Annotated in this window: 17 protein-coding genes and 1 pseudogene; 8 read left to right on the forward strand and 10 right to left on the reverse strand. The window is 62.0% G+C overall.

Translation table 11 applies throughout. The annotated features are described in order from the left end of the window. Window positions 1-124: 124 nt before the first annotated feature. From ABLE91_RS26730 to ABLE91_RS26740, 3 genes and pseudogenes are all read right to left on the reverse strand, one after another. A pseudogene (locus ABLE91_RS26730) lies at window positions 125-637 on the reverse strand (tyrosine-type recombinase/integrase); the annotation flags it as partial. A 521-nt stretch (window positions 638-1,158) separates the two neighbouring features. Further along, window positions 1,159-1,593, reverse strand: a complete 435-nt coding sequence (locus ABLE91_RS26735) for a lipid-binding SYLF domain-containing protein (protein ID WP_348935600.1) — start codon at window positions 1,591-1,593, stop codon at window positions 1,159-1,161. A gap of 679 nt (window positions 1,594-2,272) precedes the next feature. Beyond that, window positions 2,273-2,797, reverse strand: coding sequence for a DUF6538 domain-containing protein (locus ABLE91_RS26740; protein WP_348935601.1), 525 nt, complete (start codon window positions 2,795-2,797; stop codon window positions 2,273-2,275). Window positions 2,798-3,656: 859 nt separating this feature from the next. Between ABLE91_RS26740 and ABLE91_RS26745 the strand changes: the two genes are divergently transcribed. From ABLE91_RS26745 to ABLE91_RS26770, 6 genes are read left to right on the forward strand one after another with little or no spacing between them, the layout of a single operon-like run. After that, window positions 3,657-4,061, forward strand: a complete 405-nt coding sequence (locus ABLE91_RS26745; protein ID WP_348935602.1) for a very short patch repair endonuclease — start codon at window positions 3,657-3,659, stop codon at window positions 4,059-4,061. Beyond that, a complete protein-coding gene (locus ABLE91_RS26750; protein WP_348935603.1) occupies window positions 4,061-5,551 on the forward strand; it encodes a DNA cytosine methyltransferase in 1,491 nt (496 codons plus the stop codon). The genes ABLE91_RS26745 and ABLE91_RS26750 overlap by 1 nt, the downstream gene beginning before the upstream one ends. Next, the gene (locus tag ABLE91_RS26755; RefSeq protein ID WP_348935604.1) at window positions 5,551-7,059 is read left to right on the forward strand and encodes an ATP-binding protein; all 1,509 of its coding nucleotides are present in this window, start codon (window positions 5,551-5,553) and stop codon (window positions 7,057-7,059) included. The genes ABLE91_RS26750 and ABLE91_RS26755 overlap by 1 nt, the downstream gene beginning before the upstream one ends. Further along, the gene (locus ABLE91_RS26760) at window positions 7,056-9,806 is read left to right on the forward strand and encodes a Z1 domain-containing protein (RefSeq protein ID WP_348935605.1); all 2,751 of its coding nucleotides are present in this window, start codon (window positions 7,056-7,058) and stop codon (window positions 9,804-9,806) included. The genes ABLE91_RS26755 and ABLE91_RS26760 overlap by 4 nt, the downstream gene beginning before the upstream one ends. After that, window positions 9,803-10,780 (forward strand): PD-(D/E)XK motif protein, encoded by a 978-nt coding sequence (locus ABLE91_RS26765; protein WP_348935606.1) that lies wholly within the window; start codon window positions 9,803-9,805, stop codon window positions 10,778-10,780. Before ABLE91_RS26760 ends, ABLE91_RS26765 begins: the two co-directional genes overlap by 4 nt. After that, window positions 10,777-12,867: an AIPR family protein gene (locus tag ABLE91_RS26770; protein ID WP_348935607.1), complete on the forward strand. Its 2,091-nt coding sequence runs from the start codon at window positions 10,777-10,779 to the stop codon at window positions 12,865-12,867. Before ABLE91_RS26765 ends, ABLE91_RS26770 begins: the two co-directional genes overlap by 4 nt. On the opposite strand, the gene ABLE91_RS26775 is transcribed toward ABLE91_RS26770, so the two are convergent. Continuing rightward, complete coding sequence (locus tag ABLE91_RS26775; protein ID WP_348935608.1) at window positions 12,830-13,999, reverse strand: restriction endonuclease; 1,170 nt, start codon at window positions 13,997-13,999, stop codon at window positions 12,830-12,832. The two genes, ABLE91_RS26770 and ABLE91_RS26775, sit on opposite strands and share 38 nt — an antisense overlap. A gap of 518 nt (window positions 14,000-14,517) precedes the next feature. Here ABLE91_RS26775 and ABLE91_RS26780 point away from each other — a divergent pair. Then, on the forward strand, window positions 14,518-14,976 hold the full coding sequence (locus tag ABLE91_RS26780; RefSeq protein ID WP_348935609.1) for a hypothetical protein: 459 nt from the start codon (window positions 14,518-14,520) through the stop codon (window positions 14,974-14,976). A gap of 423 nt (window positions 14,977-15,399) precedes the next feature. Here the strand turns inward: ABLE91_RS26780 and ABLE91_RS26785 are convergent, their stop codons facing one another. The 5 genes from ABLE91_RS26785 to ABLE91_RS26805 form a co-directional block, all read right to left on the reverse strand. Continuing rightward, complete coding sequence (locus tag ABLE91_RS26785; RefSeq protein ID WP_348935610.1) at window positions 15,400-16,146, reverse strand: DUF4431 domain-containing protein; 747 nt, start codon at window positions 16,144-16,146, stop codon at window positions 15,400-15,402. Window positions 16,147-16,193: 47 nt separating this feature from the next. Beyond that, entirely contained in the window at window positions 16,194-16,757 is a 564-nt protein-coding gene (locus ABLE91_RS26790) for a hypothetical protein (RefSeq protein WP_348935611.1), read from the reverse strand. Window positions 16,758-16,827: 70 nt separating this feature from the next. After that, entirely contained in the window at window positions 16,828-17,874 is a 1,047-nt protein-coding gene (locus ABLE91_RS26795) for a recombinase family protein (RefSeq protein WP_348935612.1), read from the reverse strand. 135 nt (window positions 17,875-18,009) lie between these two features. Continuing rightward, window positions 18,010-19,080, reverse strand: a complete 1,071-nt coding sequence (locus ABLE91_RS26800; RefSeq protein WP_348935613.1) for a hypothetical protein — start codon at window positions 19,078-19,080, stop codon at window positions 18,010-18,012. An 11-nt stretch (window positions 19,081-19,091) separates the two neighbouring features. Beyond that, complete coding sequence (locus ABLE91_RS26805; protein ID WP_348935614.1) at window positions 19,092-20,363, reverse strand: MBL fold metallo-hydrolase; 1,272 nt, start codon at window positions 20,361-20,363, stop codon at window positions 19,092-19,094. A 123-nt stretch (window positions 20,364-20,486) separates the two neighbouring features. Here ABLE91_RS26805 and ABLE91_RS26810 point away from each other — a divergent pair, with 123 nt between their 5' ends. Beyond that, window positions 20,487-20,729 (forward strand): helix-turn-helix transcriptional regulator, encoded by a 243-nt coding sequence (locus ABLE91_RS26810; protein WP_510182006.1) that lies wholly within the window; start codon window positions 20,487-20,489, stop codon window positions 20,727-20,729. A 177-nt stretch (window positions 20,730-20,906) separates the two neighbouring features. Here the strand turns inward: ABLE91_RS26810 and ABLE91_RS26815 are convergent, their stop codons facing one another. Further along, the gene (locus tag ABLE91_RS26815; RefSeq protein WP_348935616.1) at window positions 20,907-22,022 is read right to left on the reverse strand and encodes a PGN_0703 family putative restriction endonuclease; all 1,116 of its coding nucleotides are present in this window, start codon (window positions 22,020-22,022) and stop codon (window positions 20,907-20,909) included. Window positions 22,023-22,176: the final 154 nt, after the last annotated feature.

Consider the following 22,176-nt stretch of genomic DNA (forward strand, 5'->3'; position numbering starts at 1 on the left):
CCGGTCCTTCACCAATCTTACAGCCTCAAGCTTGAACTCGCGGCTGAACCTCCGTCGTTGCATTCCAGCTCTCCAGTCCCGTTGAACACCTTATCTCGGTGTCCACGAAACCGGCAGCAGGCCACACCGTGCTTTCGAGCTTCGTATGACCGAGCAGGAGCTGGCAGGCGCGCAGATTTCCAGTCCGCGTGTAGAGGATGGAGACTTTTGTTCGCCGCAGGCTGTGCGTGCCGTAATCCGCCGGGTTGAGACCAATCAGTCTGACCCATTGGTCGACGAGACGTCCATACTGCCTGATGGTGACATGTCCTCCACTATGGCAGCGGCTCGGCCAAAGCCAGTCGCTTCCCTTTGCACGCCGGACTGCGAGCCACGCAGTGAGTGCGTCCTTCGTCGGTTCGGTGATCTCGAAGGGTACCGGCTGCCCGGTCTTATGCTGGACGACCACCGATCTCGCGCGAATGCCGCTTCCGGAGAATACGTCGCCTATCTTCAGTGTGACCAGATCGCAGCCACGCAATTTGCTGTCGATGGCAAGGTTGAACATGGCGAGATCGCGCACCCGATCGGCAAACTGCAGCCGCGTGCGCAACGCCCGGATATGCCTGGGTTTCAGCGGAGGTTTGACACCGACGATCCGGCCAGCGTTCTAAGGCTCGTGCTGTGAGTGGGGCGTTTGATTGACGCGCATGGCATCCTCCTTCCGAGGAGCAGTCCTAGTTAGGCTATTGCCATAAGAGCCGGTCGCGAAAAGGTTGGCGTTGGCATGCCGGCGCCAGCAGAGGCCAGTCGGGTGGCCGCATCACCGGCGAATACCTGTTATTTCGCGGCCCAAGTCCGCCCGCGGTGTCTTGGTGACACCTCAACGTGCGGTTTGCCGTGTCAGTAGTCGTCGTATCCAAGGTCTGAGAACGGAGCCACGGAAGTGCCAGACGTCCCCGCGCTTACAGATGGTGATGGGCATGGACGCGCGGCCTCCATTAGGGCCATGACGCCGTTGTCGGTGAGAACCATAGTCTTGCCGAAAATCCGGCATGCGCCAACCTTTCTCGTCATTGGCGCAGCGCGCGCTCAGAAGAACCGAGCCAGCGGGCGATGTCGCTGGGCTGATGAAGGGGTGGGGAGTTCATCGAGGGCGCCGATACTCCAAGGAAATCCTCACTTCAGCGACAAAGCTAGTCCGCTCAAGTCAAGGCTGACGATTACGCCCTTTTGCTCGCCGCTCAGCTCCAAAATGGCGCCGTTCTGGTTAGTCAGGACGACGACTTGCGCGCCCTTTCCGAGGGCGGCGCCAGCACCGCCTTGGGCATAGACCCCAGAAACGTCAGACGCACGTCGGATATTTCTGACCCTTCCATGAAATCGTGTCTCTGAAGCGCCGAAGGTGAAGCCATAACTCAGCCCCCCGACCGAGAGTGGATATCTGCGGCCCTGAAACGTCAGCACGCCGTCTCCAGCTGATCCGCCGACCACGAACCCGGCCTTCAAGATACGGATGCTGATTGAACCGTCAGCGGCGCTCGCCATCGATACGGCGCCGATGAGCGTCGCCAATGCCAGGAGCCCGACCTTTAGTACCGACAAGACTTTCATCGGCGATACCTTCCAAACTAGAGCGATGCGCCATGTTGCCCATCGTTATACAACGCTCACTCTGGCGATTGGTTGCTCGACAATCAACCGCGAGACTGAACGCCTTTTCGTTACGCTAAGGCTAATGCAGCGTGTGCGCCTCTCACTCCGGCGGCTCGTCGGGGCATCGGTAAGCCGGCATGCGGCGCACGCCAACCATGAAGGAACCTTGGCCGCCCAAAGCGCCGAGAGAGCGGAGAAATGCCGTTTGACGGTGGTCTGCGAGATCACGCCACCGCGCGTGTCAGGCGATGCAGCACCGAAGGCCGCCAGGATCTGTGCGACAGTCATGCCTTTGTAAGCGGCTGCCTTGCCATAGTCGCTTGGGAGGCGTTCGATCTGCTCCCGGAATTTGCCCGCATCCGCGCGTATATTCCGCAAGGGGCTTATCCCCGCATACTTCGATGAACAGCCGGTAGGTGGCTCGTGCCTATAACGCGGTTTGCGCGTCCCATGCCTTCGTGAGGACCTGTGCCGTGCGGAACGTCTCCCCCACCTTGGACAGTGGCTCCCCGAGGGGGGACTTCGCTGCGGGCCCGGTAACTTCAACGAGGTCTTTCTGGGGGGCGCTGGCTGCGTCGGCCGCTTTGAGCTCCTGCCGACGGAGCTTGTCCTTGGGCTCGTAGTTGAAGTCGCCGTTCTAACGCGCGGTCAAAGCCTCCGCGAGGTCGATGCCGGCACGCAGCACCGCCTGCTGAGCTTGGGCGCGTTCAACCCGGTCGAGTTCAGCCACCGTCATGCCCTGCTTGTGGAGCATCGCCTCCGTGACCACGCGGCCGGCATCCAGCCGGTTGCTGCCCAGGTCGGATCGGGCCCTTTCAGCGACGTTCGCATAATAGTTGAGCCGCTTGATCCGGAATTCGTCGTCAAGATGGCCCTGATTGAGCCGGGCAAGGTTTTCCCGTTCCAGGATGGTCCGGTAAAAGTCCTGCACCAGACGGGCAAGCTGGTCGTCATTGAGCATAGGCGTTGAGCGAATCTTCGCGAAGAGGGTTTCCGACGCGACATATAGCTGAGCCGCATCGACCTTGGCACGGCAGCTCTCACGCGTGCGCAGGCTCACTACCAATTCGCGGCGCCGTACATGGCGACGAAGCGCTTCCGGAACTGCCCGCCTGAAGTGATAGACGCCGCCCCGGCGCGTCACGTTCGCGATGGCCCTCATGCTGCTCCCAATGAGCCCGCCGAGGGCGGGCTTTGTAGCAGCGGATTGTAGCAACAGGCCCAATCCGCAGGTGCGGACCGGCTCAGGCGTTGGCAGCGATGGTTTCGTGAGGCGCTTGGCTGGGGGACTAGGATTCTACACCAACTTTACAAACATTCACGAAAGCATTGTTGCGCAGCGCACTTTGATCCGACGCACGCCCTCTTTGTAGCAGAGGTCTGTAGCACGACAAGGACGACAAATTGAATCAGACCGTGCCCTCCCTGTGGTTGACTGGAATGACGGGCTAAATCCAAAAGTACGACCGAGAAAAACCAAAAGGCACGCGACCCTTCCGAAATTGATGAAACTCTACAAGGATATGCGAGAGAGCCGCGTAGGGCGATGTTCCGTGCGAACGCTTTCAGATTGCGGCTAGGCGCCCTACGGAGATTGAAGGAGGCCGTTAGGGTTGGAATTCCCGTGGGGCGGGAGTTTGACCCGTTGACGACGTTCGGGAGGTCCGTTTTCCGTCGGTCTAGCTCAACGCCCAGCCGCAGCACGAAAGTTGACCCAAGGCCGGCCCTCGGAGCGTCCGCTTCCTGAGCTTCACATCGCCGAACCCAAACGGCTGAAAAGGGGCCGCTTGCAGACTGTCCGCTATTGGGGACTTCCAACGAGAAGCGGACATATCGCCGATGAATGTCCGAGGCCGAAACTGACTCTTAGGCGGCGTTCGGAAGGTCCGCTTGTCGGACGCGTCGGACTGCCAGTTGCCGGGAAGGCCAGGTTTTTTCGGTGCCAGCGACGACGTGAGTGATCATCTTTTCTGACGCCGGCACCTAGTCAAATCGGGTGTTTCGTACCAAATTCGAGGGCGATGGACAGGATTTCCCAGGAGCGCCGCTCGCAGAACATGAGCCGCATACGCGGCCGTAACACAAAGCCTGAGCTCCTGGTGCGCAAAGCCGCGCACGGACTAGGCTATCGCTTCCGCCTGCACCATAAAAGCCTGCCCGGCTCGCCCGATCTGGTATTTCCGAAAAGAAAGATCGCGCTTTTTGTTCACGGATGCTTCTGGCATCGCCACGACAACTGTAAGTACTGTTATCAACCCAAATCTAATGTTGAGTTCTGGGTCAGAAAATTCCAGACTAATGTGACGCGCGACGAGCGCGTCCGGAAAGAGCTGGAAGCGCTGGGGTGGAGAACTGCCGTCATTTGGCAGTGCCAAACCGGAGAACCCGATAGCCTCGCCGGAACACTGAAGGGTATCCTGGGTTGATGGTCACGGCCGTGCAGCAGTCGATTCGGCGAAAGAAACTGGCACGCCTGCGTGCCGGTTCGGTGCCGCGCGCGCTCGAGATCTGTTCCGGCTGCGGGGGGCTGTCCTTAGGCCTCAAGGAAGCCGGCTTCGAACTCAGCGCCCATGTCGAGATCGATGCCCAGGCCGCTGCCTCTTATGCGCTTAATTTTGGTAAGGGCCGCTCCGAGGGTGACCCATGGGCGCTGCCCCGCGACATGGAAGCCTACTCGGCCGGTCAGCTGACTAGCGAACTCGGTTTAGGTTCGGCCGACACCGCCTTTGATCTGCTCGCCGCAGGTCTGCCCTGTCAGGCCTTTGCCCGCATCGGGCGCTCCAAACTGCGTGAAGTCTCGGGCGGCAACGACGACGCCTTCCGCAAGGATCCGCGCGCTGCCCTCTACCGGCGCTTCCTGCAGTATGTGCAGGACACGCAGCCCCTCATCATCCTCATCGAGAACGTCCCCGACATTCTCAACTTCGGCAGCCACAACGTGCCCGAAGAAATCTGCGAGACACTCGAAGCGCACGGCTACCGCACCGGCTACACACTCATGAATGCCGCCTGGCAGGGCGTGCCGCAGTTCCGCGAACGCCTCTTCATCGTTGCCCTCGCCGATGTGCTGGGTCAGGACGTCGAGTTTCCAGAGCCGATCCGGTTCTTCGATCTGCCGCGCGGCTATGAAGGCTCGCGCAACGTCGCTCTCAAACACGTCGATCGCAGCAGCGGACGCTTCCATGAACTGCGTGAGCCGGATCCGTCTCTGCCGCGCGCCGTCGGTGTCAAAGAAGCCCTCGACGATCTGCCCGCGATCCGCGAGCACGCCACCGACCCGCAGGTCATCCGGAAGCGGAAGCTCTCTGACGTTCTGCCCTACCGCAACGTGGAGATGTCGGACTACGCCGCACACATGCGTAACTGGCGCGGCTTCGGCACAAAAGACGGGGCCGACGGCCACCTCGTGCGTCTCACCCCGCGGGATTTTCCGATCTTCGGGCGCATGAAACACGGCGCCGATTATCCGCAGGCGCGCGCCCTTGCCGAAACCATGTTCGAAGAAGCGCTCAAAAAGAGCGGCATGACCTGGCGCTCGCAGCGCAGCGCCACCTTCCAAGATCTCTATGCCTCGATCGTACCGCCCTATGACCCAGCCAAGTTCCCCAACAAATGGTGGAAGCTTGATCCCGCCAAACCGTCGCGCACGCTGACCGCCCATATGGGCAAGGACACCTATTCCCACATCCACTACGACAGCCGGCAGTGCCGCACCGTCTCGGTGCGCGAAGCCGCCCGCCTGCAGTCCTTCCCGGACGGCTTCCGCTTTGCCGGCGCGATGAACGCCGCCTTCCGCCAGATCGGCAATGCCGTGCCGCCGCTGCTCGGTCTTGCTGTTGCAAAAGTTCTGCGCCGCCAGCTCGATGAGGCAGCCAGGGACGAAGGCAGTGTCGGAGCCGGGAGGAAAGTCGCCTGATGACGACTGAGGCTCTGCGGACTGTCTCGATTGTCCCGGAAGCCTCCGCCCTCGTGGAGTCGCTGCGCGGCCTAGGCTACTCCACCGAAACCGCGCTCGCCGATCTCCTCGACAACAGCATCAGCGCCAACGCCACCCGTATCGAGATCGACGCGCAGTGGAATGATGGCGCGCCTGTCTTTGCTGTGCTCGATGACGGCGAAGGTATGGACGAAGCGCGCCTTGCCGCAGCTCTTCGCTTCGGCGGTGTCGGCCCGACCGCGGTGCGCGATCTCTCTGATCTCGGCCGGTTCGGCATGGGTCTGAAGACCGCCTCCCTTTCGCAGTGTCGGCGCATGACCGTGGTCAGCCGTTGTAATGGACAGAACGCAGCCCTTGTCCTCGACATCGATGTGATCGGAAAACAGGGCTGGGTGGCGGTGGTGCCTGACACGCTGCCCGATCATCCCCTGATGACGGGACTTGCAGGGATGGATCGGGGCACGCTCGTCCTCTGGGAACAGATGGACTCGCGCAGCGGTCTCACCGGCCTCACCCGCGAAACCTTCTTCCTGCGCCTCGCCGAGATCCGCGCGCATCTAAGTATGGTGTTTCACCGCTTCCTGTCGGGCGATGCGCGCAAGCTCATGATTGCCGTCAACGAGCGGGCATTGAAGCCGTGGGATCCATTTCAGCGCAGCCACGCCGCCACCAGGGCTCTAGGCAAAGTGAACCTGCGCCTTGCCGGCAAGCGCATCACAGTGCGCCCTTACGTGCTGCCACACCGGGATCGGTTTGCGAACGACACCGAATACGCCGATGCCGGGGGACCCGGCGGGTGGGGCGCCCGCCAGGGCTTCTACATCTATCGTGGCGACCGCCTGCTGGTGGCCGGCAGCTGGCTGGGCCTCGGAGGCTCACGCGCCTGGACGCGCGAAGAAGCCAACCGCCTCGCCCGTATCGAAGTCGATCTGCCCACCGATCTCGACGATGAATGGCGCATTGATGTCCGCAAATCCCAGGCACGCCCGCCCGGCGAACTGCGCGTCCGCCTGACCGACATTGCCGGCAGCTGCCGCAACGAAGCGCGCGAAGTGTTTGCCTTCCGCGGACGCCGTACCGGCGGCGGCACGCGGACCGAACGTGTCCACGATCCTGTCTGGCAGGCGTATGACGTCAAAACCGGCACGCGCTACGCCATCAACCGCAAGCACCCTGCCGTGCTCGGCTTTGTCGAGACGACGGGCATTTCCCCGAAGCTGCTCAGCGGTCTGTTCACGCTCATTGAACAGACCGTGCCCGTCGAACGCATCTGGCTCGATGTCTCTGATACGGAAGGCGCACCGCCGCCGACACCGGAAGCCGACGCCGTCGAAGATCTCGCTGTGCGCCTTGCTGGTCTCGGCGGAGCGCTTGCGAAGGACCTCACCCCCGCCCAGCGGGCCGATCTGCTGCTCGCCAATATGAACGAACCGCCCCCCGCTCTTCGCAACCGACTTCTTATGCTGCTCGAAGAGAGGGCCGCATGAACCAGAACGATCCCGTCACGGCCCTCGTCTACCGAGCCCGCAAACTGCTCGGCCTTGCAGACGGCAGCACCATCGACCGCGCCCTGATCGAGCGCGCCGTGGCCAATGACGCGCCCGCCATCACGCTGGTCAGCCGCCACGAATTCACAACCGAAGAGCTCGCTGAAGCCGTCCGCCGTCTCGAAACCGTCTATGTCGTCGAGCAGGGACCGGCGCTCGCTCTCAGCGGAGAGAAACGTCCGCCGCGCTGGTATGTCGGCGAAAAGAGGAAGCCGGGTCCGTTCCTCACCCGCTACCTCGACAAACTCGCCGAAGACGATTGGCCGGAAAACTCCCTCAACGAGCTGCGCGACAGCACGGCGCGCGTGCTCGAAGATCTGGATGATCCGGAACGCGCTGGTCCGTGGGACTGGCGCGGGCTTGTCGTAGGCGACGTGCAGTCCGGCAAAACCGCCCACTACACCGGGGTCATCAACCGCGCCGCCGATGCCGGCTATCGCGTGATCGTGGTGCTCGCCGGCATGCACGATGTGCTGCGCCTACAGACGCAGAAGCGTCTCGACGCCGACTTCCTCGGCTACGACACCGATCCCCGCAACCGCAAAGGCGGTGCCCGCACCTCACTCGGTGTCGGGAAGATCAATCCGCGCCTCATCGTCGACAGCCTGACCATGTCGGTCCCGAAAGGCGACTTCAGCCAGGCTGTTGCCAATCAGGCCAACTTCGCACCGATCGCCAAACCCTGTCTGCTGGTGATCAAGAAGAACGCCCGCATCCTGGAAAACCTGAACCGCTGGATCGCCGGCCTTCCCGATGAGTCCCGCCAAGTGCCGCTGGTGGTGATCGACGACGAAGCTGACCAAGCGTCGGTCGATACGAAAGACCAGCCCTTCCTGCCTGAAGGCACGTTTGCCGAAGACTACGATCCGACGCGCGTCAACGGCGAGATCCGCAAACTGCTCATGGGCTTCGGCCGGTCTGCCTATGTCGGTTACACGGCCACGCCGTTCGCCAACATCCTTATGCACGACGAGCGAAGTGCCAGAGAGTATGGACCGGATCTTTTCCCTGCCACCTTCCTCGTCTCGCTCACACCGCCCGACGACTATTTCGGGCCGGTGGCCGTGTTCGGCACCAATGACGGTGAAGAGCCCGGCCTGCCGCTCAAGCGCGAAATCCAGCAGACCGAAGAAGACTGGATTCCGGAGAAGCACGACAAAGCACACCGCCCACGCTTTGACGGACAGGATCAGATCCCGCCCAGCCTTGAAGAGGCCATCGACTCCTTCCTGCTAGTCTGTGCCGCCCGCGCCGCGCGCGGCCACGTGGCCGTGCACAACTCGATGCTCGTGCACGTCTCACGCTTTACAGACGTCCATGAACGAGTGCGCAGGCAGGTGCAGAGCTCCCTGGACGCAACGCGCGCGATGATCTCCGGCGGCGACGCTGAAACACTCTCCCGTCTGCAGGCTCTCTGGGAGGAAGATTTCGAGCCGACAACTGAGGCCGTTCTGCCCACCGTTTACGGACGGCAGACACAGCGGATCAGCTGGCAGGAGGTTCTGGATCAGCTCGCCGATAATGCCGACAAGATCGATGTCCAGATCGCCAATGGAACCCGCAAAACCGACATCGACTACGACAGTCATAAAAAGACCGGCTACTCGGTGATTGCCGTCGGCGGTGACAAACTCTCGCGCGGTCTCACGCTGGAAGGCCTCTCGGTCAGCTACTTCCTGCGTATCTCCAAGCAGTATGACAGTCTGCTGCAGATGGGTCGCTGGTTCGGCTACCGTCGCCGTTACGCCGATCTCTGCCGTCTCTACACCACCGACGATATGGACGACTGGATGACGCATATCGCGACCGCCACACGCGATCTGCGCTCCAGCTTCCTCCACATGCAGACCACCGGCGGTACGCCCAAAGACTACGGTCTGAAGGTCGAGACACACGACATCATGAACGTGACGGCCAGCAACAAGCGGCGTCACGCCACCGAACGGGCGAGCAGCTTTGCAGGTGCCGGCAAGATCCAGACGGTGATGTTCAGCGATCCCGGGCTCGTGGCCGCCAACGCCGACCTCGTCGATGCGTTTGTGGCTGATCTCGGCAGCGGCACCGTCTCGCCGCAGCGTCCTGGTCCAGGCAACTCACGAGCAGGCGGCGAACTCTGGTCCGGCGTTCCGGGACGTGAGATCGCCAATCTGCTCAGCCGCCTGACCTTCCCGGCCGAGAATGTGGACATCAAAAGCAACCGCCTCGCTGCCTACATCAGCACGATGATAGGCGAAGGCGAACTGACCGACTGGTCCGTCTTCCTGCCCTCCGCCGCCGGCACGAAAGTGACCGTTGCAAGCCGTGAGTTCGGAAGCATAAAGCGCACGCCGCGCGAAGACCGTGATGAACCGGGCCGCTACATCATCGGCACCATTCTCAGCCCCGAAGACGAAGCGATCGATCTGACGGACGATGAGTACGCGAACGCACTCATCGCTACCAATGAGCAGCGCGTTAAAGAGGGCAAGGATCCCTCTGAACGCCCATCCGGTTCTGAGATCCGTCTGGCCCGCGGCAGACGCCCCGAGAACGCGCTGCTGATCCTCTATCCGCTCGATCCGAAAGTGGCAGGCATTGCCTCAGACCGCGCCGTCTTCGGCGTTATGATCAGCTTCCCCGCCAGCGAGAAGGCTGACAAAACCGTCTACCTCCTGAACCGCGTGAAGATGCTGGAGGAGGGCGAGTGAGTGCGGCTTGGCAGGACACACTGCGAGGCGCGTGGACGTCGCTGGCGGTTGCGCCGGCGCAGAGCCGCCGCTACCGCACGCAGACACTGGCGCCGGCCTGTCCGATGGATGCCTATGCCGGCTTACGCGCGCCGGATGAGGCGCCCTGTCTGCTGATACGCTGTGAAGCGCCGGAAGGGCTGCGCTTCGAACTGAACGGTCTGCGCCTCTATGTCGATCGCGACGAACAGGGGCCGCTGCTGCTGCTCGCTCTCGAAGATTCAGAGCAGCGCGATCTGTTCACACAGCTCTGTGCCGATGCGATCGACGCTGCAGGCTCCGACAGGACCGTGGCCCTGGGACGGTTTCACGCGCGGCTGAACGCCTGGCGCGCTTTCCTGCGCGAACGCCGGCACGGGCTGTCGCGCGAAGACACAGTCGGTCTGATCGGTGAGCTGCTGGTGCTCGAACGCCTGCTCGGTGTGCGTTCTGATCTGCTTGCCACCTGGCTTGCACCCGATCGTGCTCTGCATGACTTTGTGAATGCGGGCCACGCGCTGGAGATCAAGACCAGCGCCGGAGCCTCCTCGCGCCTTCGCATCTCCACACTCGATCAGCTGGATGACAGTGGCCTGCGCCGCCTCGATCTGGTCCATGTCCGCCTGCTCGAAGATCCGGAAGGGCGCACGCTTTCAGAACTCGTCGACGTGCTGTCTGCGCTGCTGCCCGGTGACACGTCACGGCAGGCACTGGCCAACGCCGTCCTGCGCCGCGGGCTCAATCCTGATGACCATCAGGCGCGGCACGGGCTGCGTGTCTCTCTTCGCAGTCTTGATGTCTACACGGTGGATGCGCGCTTTCCGCGCCTGCTGCGCGCCGATGTGCCGATGGCGGTTGCTGACGCTTCCTACGCGCTCGAACTGCGCGCCCTTGCCGCTCACGCCTCTGACTCGGAGGAGTCTCTTTCCCACTTTGCAGCCGGAGGTGCCGCATGACTGAAGACACACTTCTGCGCTTTGCTGAAGATCTGAACCGCGACGTCGAAGAAGGCGTCGGCAGCGACAGCCCTGTGCCCGAACACGTGTTCACACAGCTCGTGCTCGAACGCCTCGAAGAGGCCGGCCACCTCGCAAACACCTTCCATCTCTATCAGGAAGGCCGCATCCGCAACGCGCCCTACCGGATCGACGGCTACGCCTTTGATGAAGACCGCCTGCAGCTCGATCTCTTCACCACGCTCCACGCCGGTGACGGTCAGCCGGAGAAGCTGACAACGCTCGATGTGACCCGGATCTTCGAGCGCGCTTTGCGCTTTGCCTCTGCCTGCGTGGACGGTCTGGCCGCCCAGCTCGAGCCTTCCAACACCGACGCCAGTGATCTCGCGCGCCTCATCCAGACACGGCGCGAAGAACTCTCCGGGATCCGCATCATCCTTCTGACCGACGGCACTGTCGGCAATCTGCCGAGTAACACCGATCTGTGCGGCACGCCGGTCCGTCACGAAGCCTATGACATGGTGCGCCTGCACCGTGTGCTAGGTGAAGGTGAAACCCGCGCCGACATCTCTGTTGATCTCGTCTCGCTCACCGGGGCGCCTGTGCCCTGTCTGCACGTGCCCAGTCAGGACGATGAATACGACGCCTATCTCGCTGTCCTTCCCGGGCAGACGCTTTCGACTATCTATGAACGCTACGGGGTGCGCCTGCTCGAGCTGAACGTGCGCGCTTTCCTCGGTCTTCAGGGACGCAAGAGCGTTAACGCCGAACTGCGCCGGACCATCGTCGAACAGCCCTCCATGTTCCTCGCCTACAATAATGGGCTGGTGGCGACCGTGGATGATCTCGACGTCGTGACCGATGCCAGCGGCATGTGCACCATCACCGGGTTACGCGGTCTGCAGATCGTCAATGGCGGGCAGACCACCGCCTCGCTGCACAGAGCAAGGCGCAAAGAAAGTCTCAACCTCGACCGCATCGCCGTGCCCCTCAAGATCATCAAGGTGGGAGGCGCCGATCTTGCCGACATGGTCTCTTCGATCAGCCGGGCTGCCAACCGCCAGAACACCGTCCAGCTCGCCGACTTCTCCGCGAACAATCCCTTCCACCAGGAACTCGAAACCCTGGCCAACAACACCTGGCTCGACGACGGCAAAGGCCGCTGGTTCTATGAACGCGCGCGCGGCTCCTACACCGCTGCCGAACAGAAAGCCTCCTACCGCAAGACCGAAGAAAAAACCTTCCGCACCCAGACCCCCAAAACCAGAAGACTCTCCAAGCTCGACGTCGCGAAATACTTCAACGCCTGGCGCGGCCTGCCGCACCGCGTCTGTCTCGGGGGCCAGAAAAACTTCCAGCACTTCATGCAGGGCATGAAAGACGAGCGCTTCCCGCCACTCGACACCGCCACCTTCAGACAGCTGGTTGCCATCGCCATTCTCTACCGCGCCATCGTCAAAAAAATCCGCAGCATGAGGTTCCCGGCCTACGGGGCACAGATCGCCGCCTACATAGTCTCCGGGTTAAGCCATCGGACCGGAGGAAGAATAGACTTTGCCCGCATCTGGTCCCACCAAGCCATCAGCCCTGAACTCGAACAGTTAATCGAGACCTGGGCACCGCAGATGGACGCTCTCATGCGCGCCTCCGCGGGCCAGAAAAATCCCAGCGAGTGGTACAAAAAGGAAGAGTGCTGGAATGAGTTGCAGACACAGCTGCCCTCCTTCACCGATCCGCTGCCGCCAGAACTCTCCTACACTGCCTCTGCCCCCGGCCTTGCCGAAGACGGCGCGCCCGCGCGTTTCACCGCGGAGCCCGGTGTGTCCGCCGCCGATTACGAGCGCATCGCCGCCTGCATGGCGATCACCAGCGCTACTTGGATGGAGGTTGCCGAACGCGGACAGAGCACGGGCACCATTCACTGGAAAGTGGCCGGGATCTGCCGGACCATTGCCGGCTACGCTGCCGGAAAATGGCAGAGAAAACCCTCCGCAAAACAGGCAAAACCCGCGCTCGACGCCGTGCACGCCGTGCGCGAAGCAGGGCTCATCACCGCTCCGGAAACGCCTCACTTAGCCAAGCTCTGACGGCAGTCACACTGCCATAGCCGGAAGCTCTGAGGATCTCGACAATGTCGGAAGCCGCGATCACCACAATCGGGTGTCGGTCTTCCTTGATCTCCTTATAGGCCTGCAGATCGACGCAGCTTGTCGTCACCAGCACACCGAACTGGCGGTGCCGCAGGCGCGAGATCAGCCGCGACATCTCTTTCACACCGACTGCGCTCTCGCTGAAGCATTTGGCTTCGAGAGCAAAATCCACGAGGACGGCAGAGGCCCCTCTGCCGATGCGCATCTGGCCGACCGCGTCCCGACCGCCGTCGCGCGAGGGCCGGGTCACATCCAGGCTCGCAATATCCGGCATCATCATCCGGGCGAGTGCTGCCGCGCAGTGCTCAAATCCGTGTGGCCGCGCTTTGAAATGGTCACGGATCGCCGCCACCATCTGCTGCCCTTCCGCATCACGGGGCAACTGCTCTTTCCGCGAGCGCCATTCGAGGGAACGGACCGCCTGCAGCGGGCGGCGTCGGCCCTGTTCCACGAAGGCGCGCCACGCCTCCGGCGCGAGGGCGTCGTCACGTCTGCCTTCGATGATGCTGTCGAGCCAGTCCCGCCGGATCACCTCCGTGTCGAGCACCGTGAAGCGTGCCCTGTAATTCTGAAACCGCTGCCCGCCCGAGCTGCGCCACAGCGCCACCAGCTCTTCGGACGCCTCAAGCCCCTCTACCCCCGGCACCGCCAGTCCCAGAAACCGGACATCGCGCCAGCTGCCCGTCCCCGAGAACAGGAAGATCGGCGGCAGCTGTGCCCGCCCTTCCGGGCCACCCCGCGCGCTGCCGAACACATTCTGCAGCATGAGGTTGCCTCTGCGGCCTGTGTCATGCAGCTCACGGCCCGGCTTCTTGTTGTCGCCGTAATAGGTGAAGACGCCCGTCTCCGGGTCCAGCGCGTCCGGCCAGTCCGGATCGTTCATGCTCGAAGTGAGCACCAGCAGCTCGACGGTTCCGCTGCGCCCGCGCTTCCGAAATCCGCCCTGGCTGTCCACCCGCAGCAGGCGCGGCAGCGGGTCATCACCGGCATTGCCGGTGCGGCCCCCTCTATACTGCGCATCGATATGCAGATCGGCCTGCGCCAGCTGATCAAACGGTACTTCGTCCACGCTCCGGCCTCCCAGATTCCGAGTCTACTCCAGTCCCGGACGAAGGGAGGCCTTAAAGCTCCAGGAACCTCATGCGAATGGCGCGTCTCACAACCGAGGGCGTGAACGTCCGCTCCCTGGCCCGATGCCAACTTCCGCTCCTGGCGCAAAGGTGCCGAGGTGCCCCACCTTGCTAATGTCCGCTTTTGGGCCGCGGCCGTTACCAGATCAATGGCCGAGATGCGGGCGCGAAGCCGAAGGTCCGCATTCCGGCGGGGAGCCAAGGTCTGAAAATGGCGCTCAGCGGAATTAAAGGTCTGCCCTGCACCGATATTTTCATCGATGTTGCAAACACTCCACGAGCGATGCCTCAGCGGTTTCAATTTCGCTCCTGAGTAGTTCACCGTGTTCCCAGAGCCGCCAGTCGTTATCCCAGTGATAGGTTCGGGGAGCGCCAGCAGCGACATCGGCCTCGTAAGATGAAAGCTCTGCCTTTGCGCGATCTATCGCAGCTGAAAGTGCGCGGACGTTATCGACCCATGCTGGACGACGAGGTCGATGTTCAGCGCGATGACGATTCGTCGCCGGAGAGGGTCAGAGTGAAACAGGGACGGGATAGCGAGACGGTCGAACTTCCGGAACGTCTCGACGATCCTGACCATCTGCGCTGCGAGGTACTCGTGGCTGCCCGTGAAACCATGGCTGAGCTCTTCAAACGCCTTCCGAGCAGCCTGGAACACGAGGCGCTGTTCGTTTGCACGCGGGAAACAGCCCGTGTCGCGCGCGAGGGAATAGGGTACGCGTTGTTCTTTCCCGTCGGTTGGGAATGGGGCCATCGCCGCAGGGACATGACCTCTTTTCGGCTGCGCGGGTCATCGGAGAACCAGACAGCAGCATCGTCGGCCTTGAGATTTCTCAATGCCGCTCATGGTGTGGGTCCTGCGCAGCAGTTAACGATGTTTTACGTCGGAGTCAGGACAGCAGAAAACAGGAAATGAGTTTCTCAATGACACATGCATCAGGCTCCGAGTCACGAGATCGATACTTCTTTTCAAGAGTGACCCACGCTTCGATTACACTAAATCCGTTCGGAGACCCCTCAAATCGGGCGCCATAGATGCAGGCCCCTGTCCAAGAACGATGAAAATAAAGCCAATCATCCTCAAAAAATATGAACCATCTATCGTCCATATCTCCTGGCACGTGACCGAGCCTGATTCTCTCACCTTCGGCGTCGGAGTATAGCAGCGCGATGTCTATCGGCTTTCGTTGCACTGGGAGCGGTAGCGTCTTCCAAGACGAGCGTGTGGCTGCTTGCATATCTTGTCTAATTCCGGGTTTCTGCATTGCTCGTACATCTGCGGGCTCGCTTTTAGGCCGTAAGGCGGGGAAGCATCCAGTTGCCAGCTCCCCCGCTTCTCTCATTTCAGCATGAGGTCCGACGCGAACATCACCAGCGGCGCGTGGTGATGTGCGGTATGTGCGGCGAACGCCTCTCCGGTGATGGCCACCTCTTTGCCGATCGCCTGCTTTAGGCGTGGGAACATGGTCGGGTCGATCGCGCTGACGTGGACTTGATCGAAAAGCTTCTTCGGGTCCGCGAATTCTCCGCCGTCGTCCAGGCAGACAGGCAGCCGCAGCGTCAAAATATAAGTGGGGTCTTCGCGGTCCCCGTCCTTGATGCTCTCGAAGTTCGGCGGTCCCGGGAAAACCTCCAATGAAAGCCGCCCGCTAAGGCTCATCTTGGTGTCGCTCTTTAGGCACCCGCGAGTGAGAGACGTGTCCGACGAAGTGCCGGGGGCGGATGGGTTGCCCGATGTGGAACATTTGATGAGCGCGGGGCCGGAATCCACACGAATTTGGCTGCTCGCAAGCCGATCGATGTTGAAGGTCTTGCGGTAGGTCTCACCCTCTCCGGCGCACACCGTGCGGATCGTGGTGCGGTTCTTCGTGGTGCTTTGCCGAACGATGTCGCATTGGAACTCGTAGCCGACAATCTGATCCTTATTGATGAATAAGAGGCTGTCGTTGATCGTCGTATCGCGGGTGCAAGCAGTGCCAGCCTTGACCCAAGATCCGACGAGATCGGACGCGCTCGCCGGGGAATGCCATGTCAGGAGACAGATGAGCCCCGGCAAGGCAAATGAGCGAATGGATGTCGTTTTCATGTGTACCTCGGCGTTCTTATGAATGGCGGAGATGGGGACGCACCGCGTTATCGCGGCGACGGTTGAGAAGAGGGTTGGCTTGCGGGGAGATCGGTTGGCAGCGCGCGGATGTCGGTTACGTTGGCGATAAGGAACTGCGCGATCTCGCCTTCACCAATCTGAACCCGATTGAATGCCATGCCGCTCAGGCCAACAGCTGGTCCCTTGAACGATCCCGGAATGCCTCCGCCCGCCTCAGGGCCGGCCAACCGGACGAAGCTGAAGGCGTACTCTTCGGGCTTGCGTGTGAGAGCATCTACTCCGCTAGCGCGCAGCACGAATGCTTCGGGATCGACAGGATCCCAGGTGAGAGTGAAGCGTGACGCCACGAGGTAGTTCGTGGACTGCCGCAATGTGAATTGCACCGGCGTCCACGGTGTTGCGGCGACCACCTGCCGATCCATGATTTCGGCCGACGGCTCACCGCTGGGATAGGCGATGCGCATGCGGGTCTGAAGGAGTCGCGTTTCGCGGTCAGGCCCGAAGAAAAGCTTGTAGCCGCTGACCAGGATCACGGCGATGCCGGCACAGACGAACGCCCCTTTCCAGGAGGTGAAGAAGCTCGTGCTCAAGATTGTCTCCGCGGAGAGATGAGGAAGTGGAATGCGCCGAGCTCCGACCTGGCGCTTGGAACGTGGCGCGCTACGCGCGTGAGGCGGACAGCTGCGCCCAATCGGAGATCGGCAACCATCTGCTTGTGGGCCGGCCGTTAGTTGCGGCCGTCCCCTGGAAGATGGAGCCATCTGGTGTTCTGGCCGTTACCTCGTATTCAGTGGTGAAGTCGCTATCGAAGAACAGGTCGTAGCCTTCCAATAGGCACCCGTGACCGGCGGGGATTCGACCCAAAAGCTTCTGGGAGAGTGAAGTTTTGAGAACCTCGTCGTCCATCATGGTGGTGCCGATGCTTTCGACGATCACCTCTGCGAAGTCGCCGCCGGTTGCGTTGACGACGTAGACGGGGACGCAGTTGCGAACCAAATGGTCGCCAAAGTGAAGGCCCACGGCGAAGGGGTTGTCCGAGATTTTGATGATCGCAGGCCATTCGTCCTGCTGCCGATAGGCGACCTCATAGGGGACGTCGCGAAACTCCGGCAGGAAGGCCGCACCGGAGCCAATGGCATCCGTGGTGCCAATGAGAAGCCTGGCCTTGTGTTGCCGGCAGAGGTCCAGCGCGGCGGCGAGCGCCGGGCGAACCGCCGATGTCGCCTCATCTCGGCGCTCGTCCTCGATGAACTCGCCGAGCACGGTGTGGACGGCCGGGACGATAAGGTCGGCGAGACGTTCGCGCTGCTTGGCAAGGGTGGAGCTAGAGGCGGTCTCCTCGCCGCTGGCCGAACGGAGATAGCAGACGAGGAGAGGCGAGCGCTTCCAGGCCTCCCGTGCGATCTCTTCGGCATCCCGCAGGCAGAGGATCGCTGGCCGCTCGCCGAACCCGGATGTTGGAGTGAACGCCGAGCCGCCAAACGCCTTCGTCGTGGCAACGACCAATGTGGCGTCACATTCGAGAGCGGCCCTGCGCGCTCTGCCGAACGTAGGACGAGCGTTGCGGCCGGTCTCGGTTTCAACGAACTCACCGACGACTTCGGCGCCGGTCTCTGCCAGCCAACTTGCAACAGTCTCCCGCTGCTGGGTCAGGTCGACGTCCGCCTTCGCATTTCCCTTCGTGCGAAAATAGATGACGGCCTTCATCGGCGCTCCTGAACAGCCTGGAGGAGCGGGGCATCACCTCTGACATCCCCGGCGGCAGCTGCCAGAGGCTCGCCGCATGGCATATTCAAAAATGGCCCCGAGAAATTGACTCGAAACGAGAAGAAAATTCGGGTGTTACCTGAAAGCCGCACTCGACTTGGCGCGGGTGTTTCCCACGGCGTAGATGCGGTCGGGACCCAGGACCTCCTGGAGGCGGTCGCGGTGCTTCGCCCACACTGTGCCGTTCTTTTGGTCCTCGTCGAAGCCGAAGAGCACCAGACGCGGATGAGGATCGAGCTTCAGCGGTTCGCCACCGGCAACGCGGTGAGTGCGTGGGCTCAGCGCAGAAGCGGTCGGGCTTCCGGACCGCGCGGAGATAGCCTGTCGCATGGCATCGATCGCCACCAGTGACCGGCAAACCGCGCTGTACTCACTGAGGAGTCGCTGTTCATGCAGGCGCAATGTCGCTTCATATCGCTCCATCTGCTCCAGAACCGGCGGCAGGCGATTGGCGGCGGCACGCAGTTCCTTGTTCGCGAAGTGCTTGGCTTCATGAAAGACGAGCGCGAGAGCGCCGTTGCGCTCTTCCACCGTCGCCACATCCAAACGATCGATGCGGCGAGTTGGTGCGATCGCGACGGCTGAAGCGGCTTCGATCGCTTCGGCAATTTCAGCCCGCTCGCCATTCTCTTCGGCAAAGCTGGAAACGCCTGGAGCGATCGATTCGATCGCCATGCCTCCAGCGAGCCCATCCAGGGCGATCTCAACGTCGACCACGTGCGGGCTGTTCATCAGGAGCGAATGAAGGCCGATCTTCTCCGGGCCAGCGAGGGCAGCGGCGGCCCGCAACATCTCCTGCAGGGTGGTGGGCCCCTCGTAGCGCGGCCAAAGGGTCGCCGCGGCGTCGGCGGAGAAGGCGCCGTCCTCCCGCAGGCGGGCATAGGCCTGCTGCTGCCTGACGAGATACTTCGCGTGCGTAACGGGGACCAGCTTCCCATTCTCAAAATTCACCTGAAAAATGGATGCGCCGCGGTGATAAACGTTGATGCTTTCCCGGCGCACCGCGATGAACACGTCTCGATGGGCGAGAACATCATGCCACCATTCTCCCTCCGAACTTGAAGCGAGGGCCTCCAGCGCGTTGAGAAAGCTGGGGCTCAAACCCCGACCGGAGGTCGTACCAAGCGCAGACGCCCACTCGTTCATGGTGGTCCCTCTCAGCTTGCCAGGCTGCTTTCGGATTGAGTTCTTGCCGACCACCATTCGCCATCGCGACGGACGGTGACATTGTCGAAGAAGTCGGGAAACCGGTGCGCCTCGAAGGTGTGGATGGGAACCAGCATTTTCGGTCCCACCGCCTTCGCCAGGCGCTGTAGATCAGAGATGGCGGCGTGGCCTGACGTGTGGGCGTGCTCCAGCGGGATCTGCCGCTTCTCCAGCTCTGCGCAGAGCGCTTCGCCCCGTGGCTGCTTCAGATAGCCGTCCCATTGCGACCAGACCGCACGAGCGCCGGTCAGGCATTCGGCCCGATCGAGGTCTGGCAGCATGGCAGGACGAAAGAGGAAGGCCGAAGTTGCGGCGCGTGCCTTGAGATCCTCGCCGAAGATGCGCTGCGGCTTGTGCGGCTCAAGAAGGTCGAAACGGCCGGACTGCTTGATGCGCACGCGCTGATACTGCGGCACGTAGACCGCCATGTTCGGCCAATCGGATTGGGGGATGTTCGCGTTCCCGGTGGCCCGCAGCACCTCGGCAGCATAAAGGTCGATGATGAGGGTGCGGCCGGTGCGCTTGCAGGCCCGGTAGAGGCTGACCATGCGGTCGATGTTCTGGGCGGAGGCGGCCACCAGCGCCATGCCTTCGGTGCGCTGGAAGATGTCGACGAACTGCGCTTCGACATCGTGCTCGGTGGGAAAGCGGTGCTCCGCGTTGAGCCGGCCGAAAGTGGAGCCCTCCAACAGCAAGACGTCGATGTTGCGGGGTGGGTGCGCCACCATGCGTTCGAACAGCGCCGCCTTGCGACCGTGAGCCCGGACATCGCCGGAATAGAAGAGGCGGCATCCTCCGGCCTCCACCTCCAGTGCATAGGCATCGTAGGCGCTGTGATCGACGAGGTTCGGTGTGACCGTGAAGGGGCCGAAGGTCAGAGGCGTGCCGCCAGTGAACTCTACGGGCTGGGCGGGCAGATACGGACGGGGGACGAAAGGAGCGGCGGCTTGCAGGATGCGATGGGTGGCGGCTCCGAGCGCGACCGGAATGTTCGGACCTGCGAGATGGGCAAGCCCCCAATGGTCCACATGCCCATGAGAGAGGATGAGCGCGAGAAGGTCAGGCGAGCCCGCAAGGCCTTCGATTTTCGGATGAATGCCATCATCTTCGACGTCCCCATCCAGGGGAAGCCCGAGGTCCAGCAGCAGGCGCTTTCCCGCAGCCTCAAGCTCGATACAGGTGCCGCCGATCTCCTGGGTGCCGCGATGAATGCGGATTTGCATAGGGTAGCTCAGGGCTGGAAATGAGCCGCCCAGGAACGAGCCGCATCGTCAATGTGTCGAACATATTCGATGGTTTAATGCTGTGCAACCTGATGCCTCATCGATATGGATGGGCGCTCGCGGGTGGCATGGAATCTGAGGCGGCTGCGGGTTGAGCGGAAGCTTTCCCAGGAAAGTTTGGCTGTCGACGCCGGTGTTGATCGCGGATATGTCAGCGGGATAGAGCGCCGGACTTTCAATCCGTCCATCGAGATTTTGGATCGCTTAGCCGCGGCACTCGCGATTGATATCAGCGAGTTTTTCTTCAAACCGAAGGAAGGCGATTTGCCGCCGCGGCCGCTCAGAAGCGGACGAAAGCCCAAATAGCGAGAACTGATGCACCACCCAAATTTCGGAGCTCTGCGCTGATGTTCGAGCTTCTAACTTAAGAATCGAGCCAGCCCCTAACCCCCAATGAATAAGAGGCTGGGGCTGGCACAGAGTTCGAGTTGGTCGGTCAGCCAAAAGATCCAGGGGCACAGAAACCCCCGGATCGAGAAAAGCTCAGGAGGCGTCGGCGTCAGCAAGCTCCAGCTCGCCGTCGAGCAGCCACCAGTCGGTATAGCGGCGATGAAGTGCCAGTGCGTGGTCGGAGGCGCCCGCGGTGGCGATCGCCGCAATCACGGTTTCCAAGTCAAGAGAGACGAACGGGATGCGGCCCGCGGCCGGGTCTTTCAGTTGCTGCGCAAATGCAGAACCGGCGGCTTGAGCATTGTGGTTGTGGCGCGGCGCGATGAGCAGATGGAGGCCGACGTCATACAGCTCCTGATCCAGCATGGTTGAGGCGAGGCAGGCCTGCCGAAAAAGCTGCTGGATCGGATTGGCAATCAGGTCCGGCGCCTCCGGATCATTGAACAGGCCGCTGGCGGGGGCGATGGCATCGAAGCGTCCGCTGAAGCGCGGCAGCGGCTCGAAACAGCTTTCCGTGTATTTGACCTCAATCGCGATGAAGGCGCGCTTACCGGCGGCGGTGGTGCCTTTGATGAGCAGATCGAAGGCGGTGCCGTCGGCGGTGAAGGAGCTGTGGCCGCGGGCGGGCGAATGCTCGAAGCGAATGTCCACCACCTCAGCAATGAAGCCGGGCAGCAGCGAAGCGAAGACGGTAGTTGCCAGGCCTTTGTCCAGCTTCAGCGGGCCAAACAGGTTGAAAACCAGAGGCTGACTGGACAGGAGGTTCATACGAAGGCGGTCGTCGTCGAATACTGCCCCGGTTTCGCGATAGGCCAGTTCGCGGGTGACGAGGCGGCTGATGGAGGGGGACAAGAAGTTGCCTCCGGCCCGGCCGGCTGCGCGGCCGATGAGGGAGCCGAGGCAGCGCGTTTCGCCCTCGGCGTCGGTGTCGTAGCCGATGGCGAGATCATGGTCCTCGCGCCACAGAGCTTGCAGAAGGCGGGCGGCGCTGCGGAAGCGGGTGTCACTGACGACGAAGGCGTGGTGGCGCTCAAGGATTTCAGTGGGCAAGAGCGGGATAATGGGAATTTCACCGAGGCCGGCGGGATCGAAAAGCGCGGCGCCCCCCTCCAGCATGCGCTCCGCACCGCCGGCGGTCTCAGCTGCCACGGTGTCGGAGACAGCGAGGTTGGCACGGGTCCGAACCTTGATCTTAGCAGGCGCAGTCATAAGCGCATCCTTTGCATCATCGCCGCATGAATTGCGGACAAAGGATTTTCCCAAAGATCAGATTTAAGTTTACAGCGAGCTTAGAGGCTAGGCATCAAAGATTAAAGAAAGGTCACCTCTCGATAACGAGGATAGCGTCCCTCGATGGAGGGAC

The sequence above is a fragment of the Aquabacter albus genome (assembly GCF_040049275.1).
Lineage (GTDB): Bacteria > Pseudomonadota > Alphaproteobacteria > Rhizobiales > Xanthobacteraceae > Aquabacter.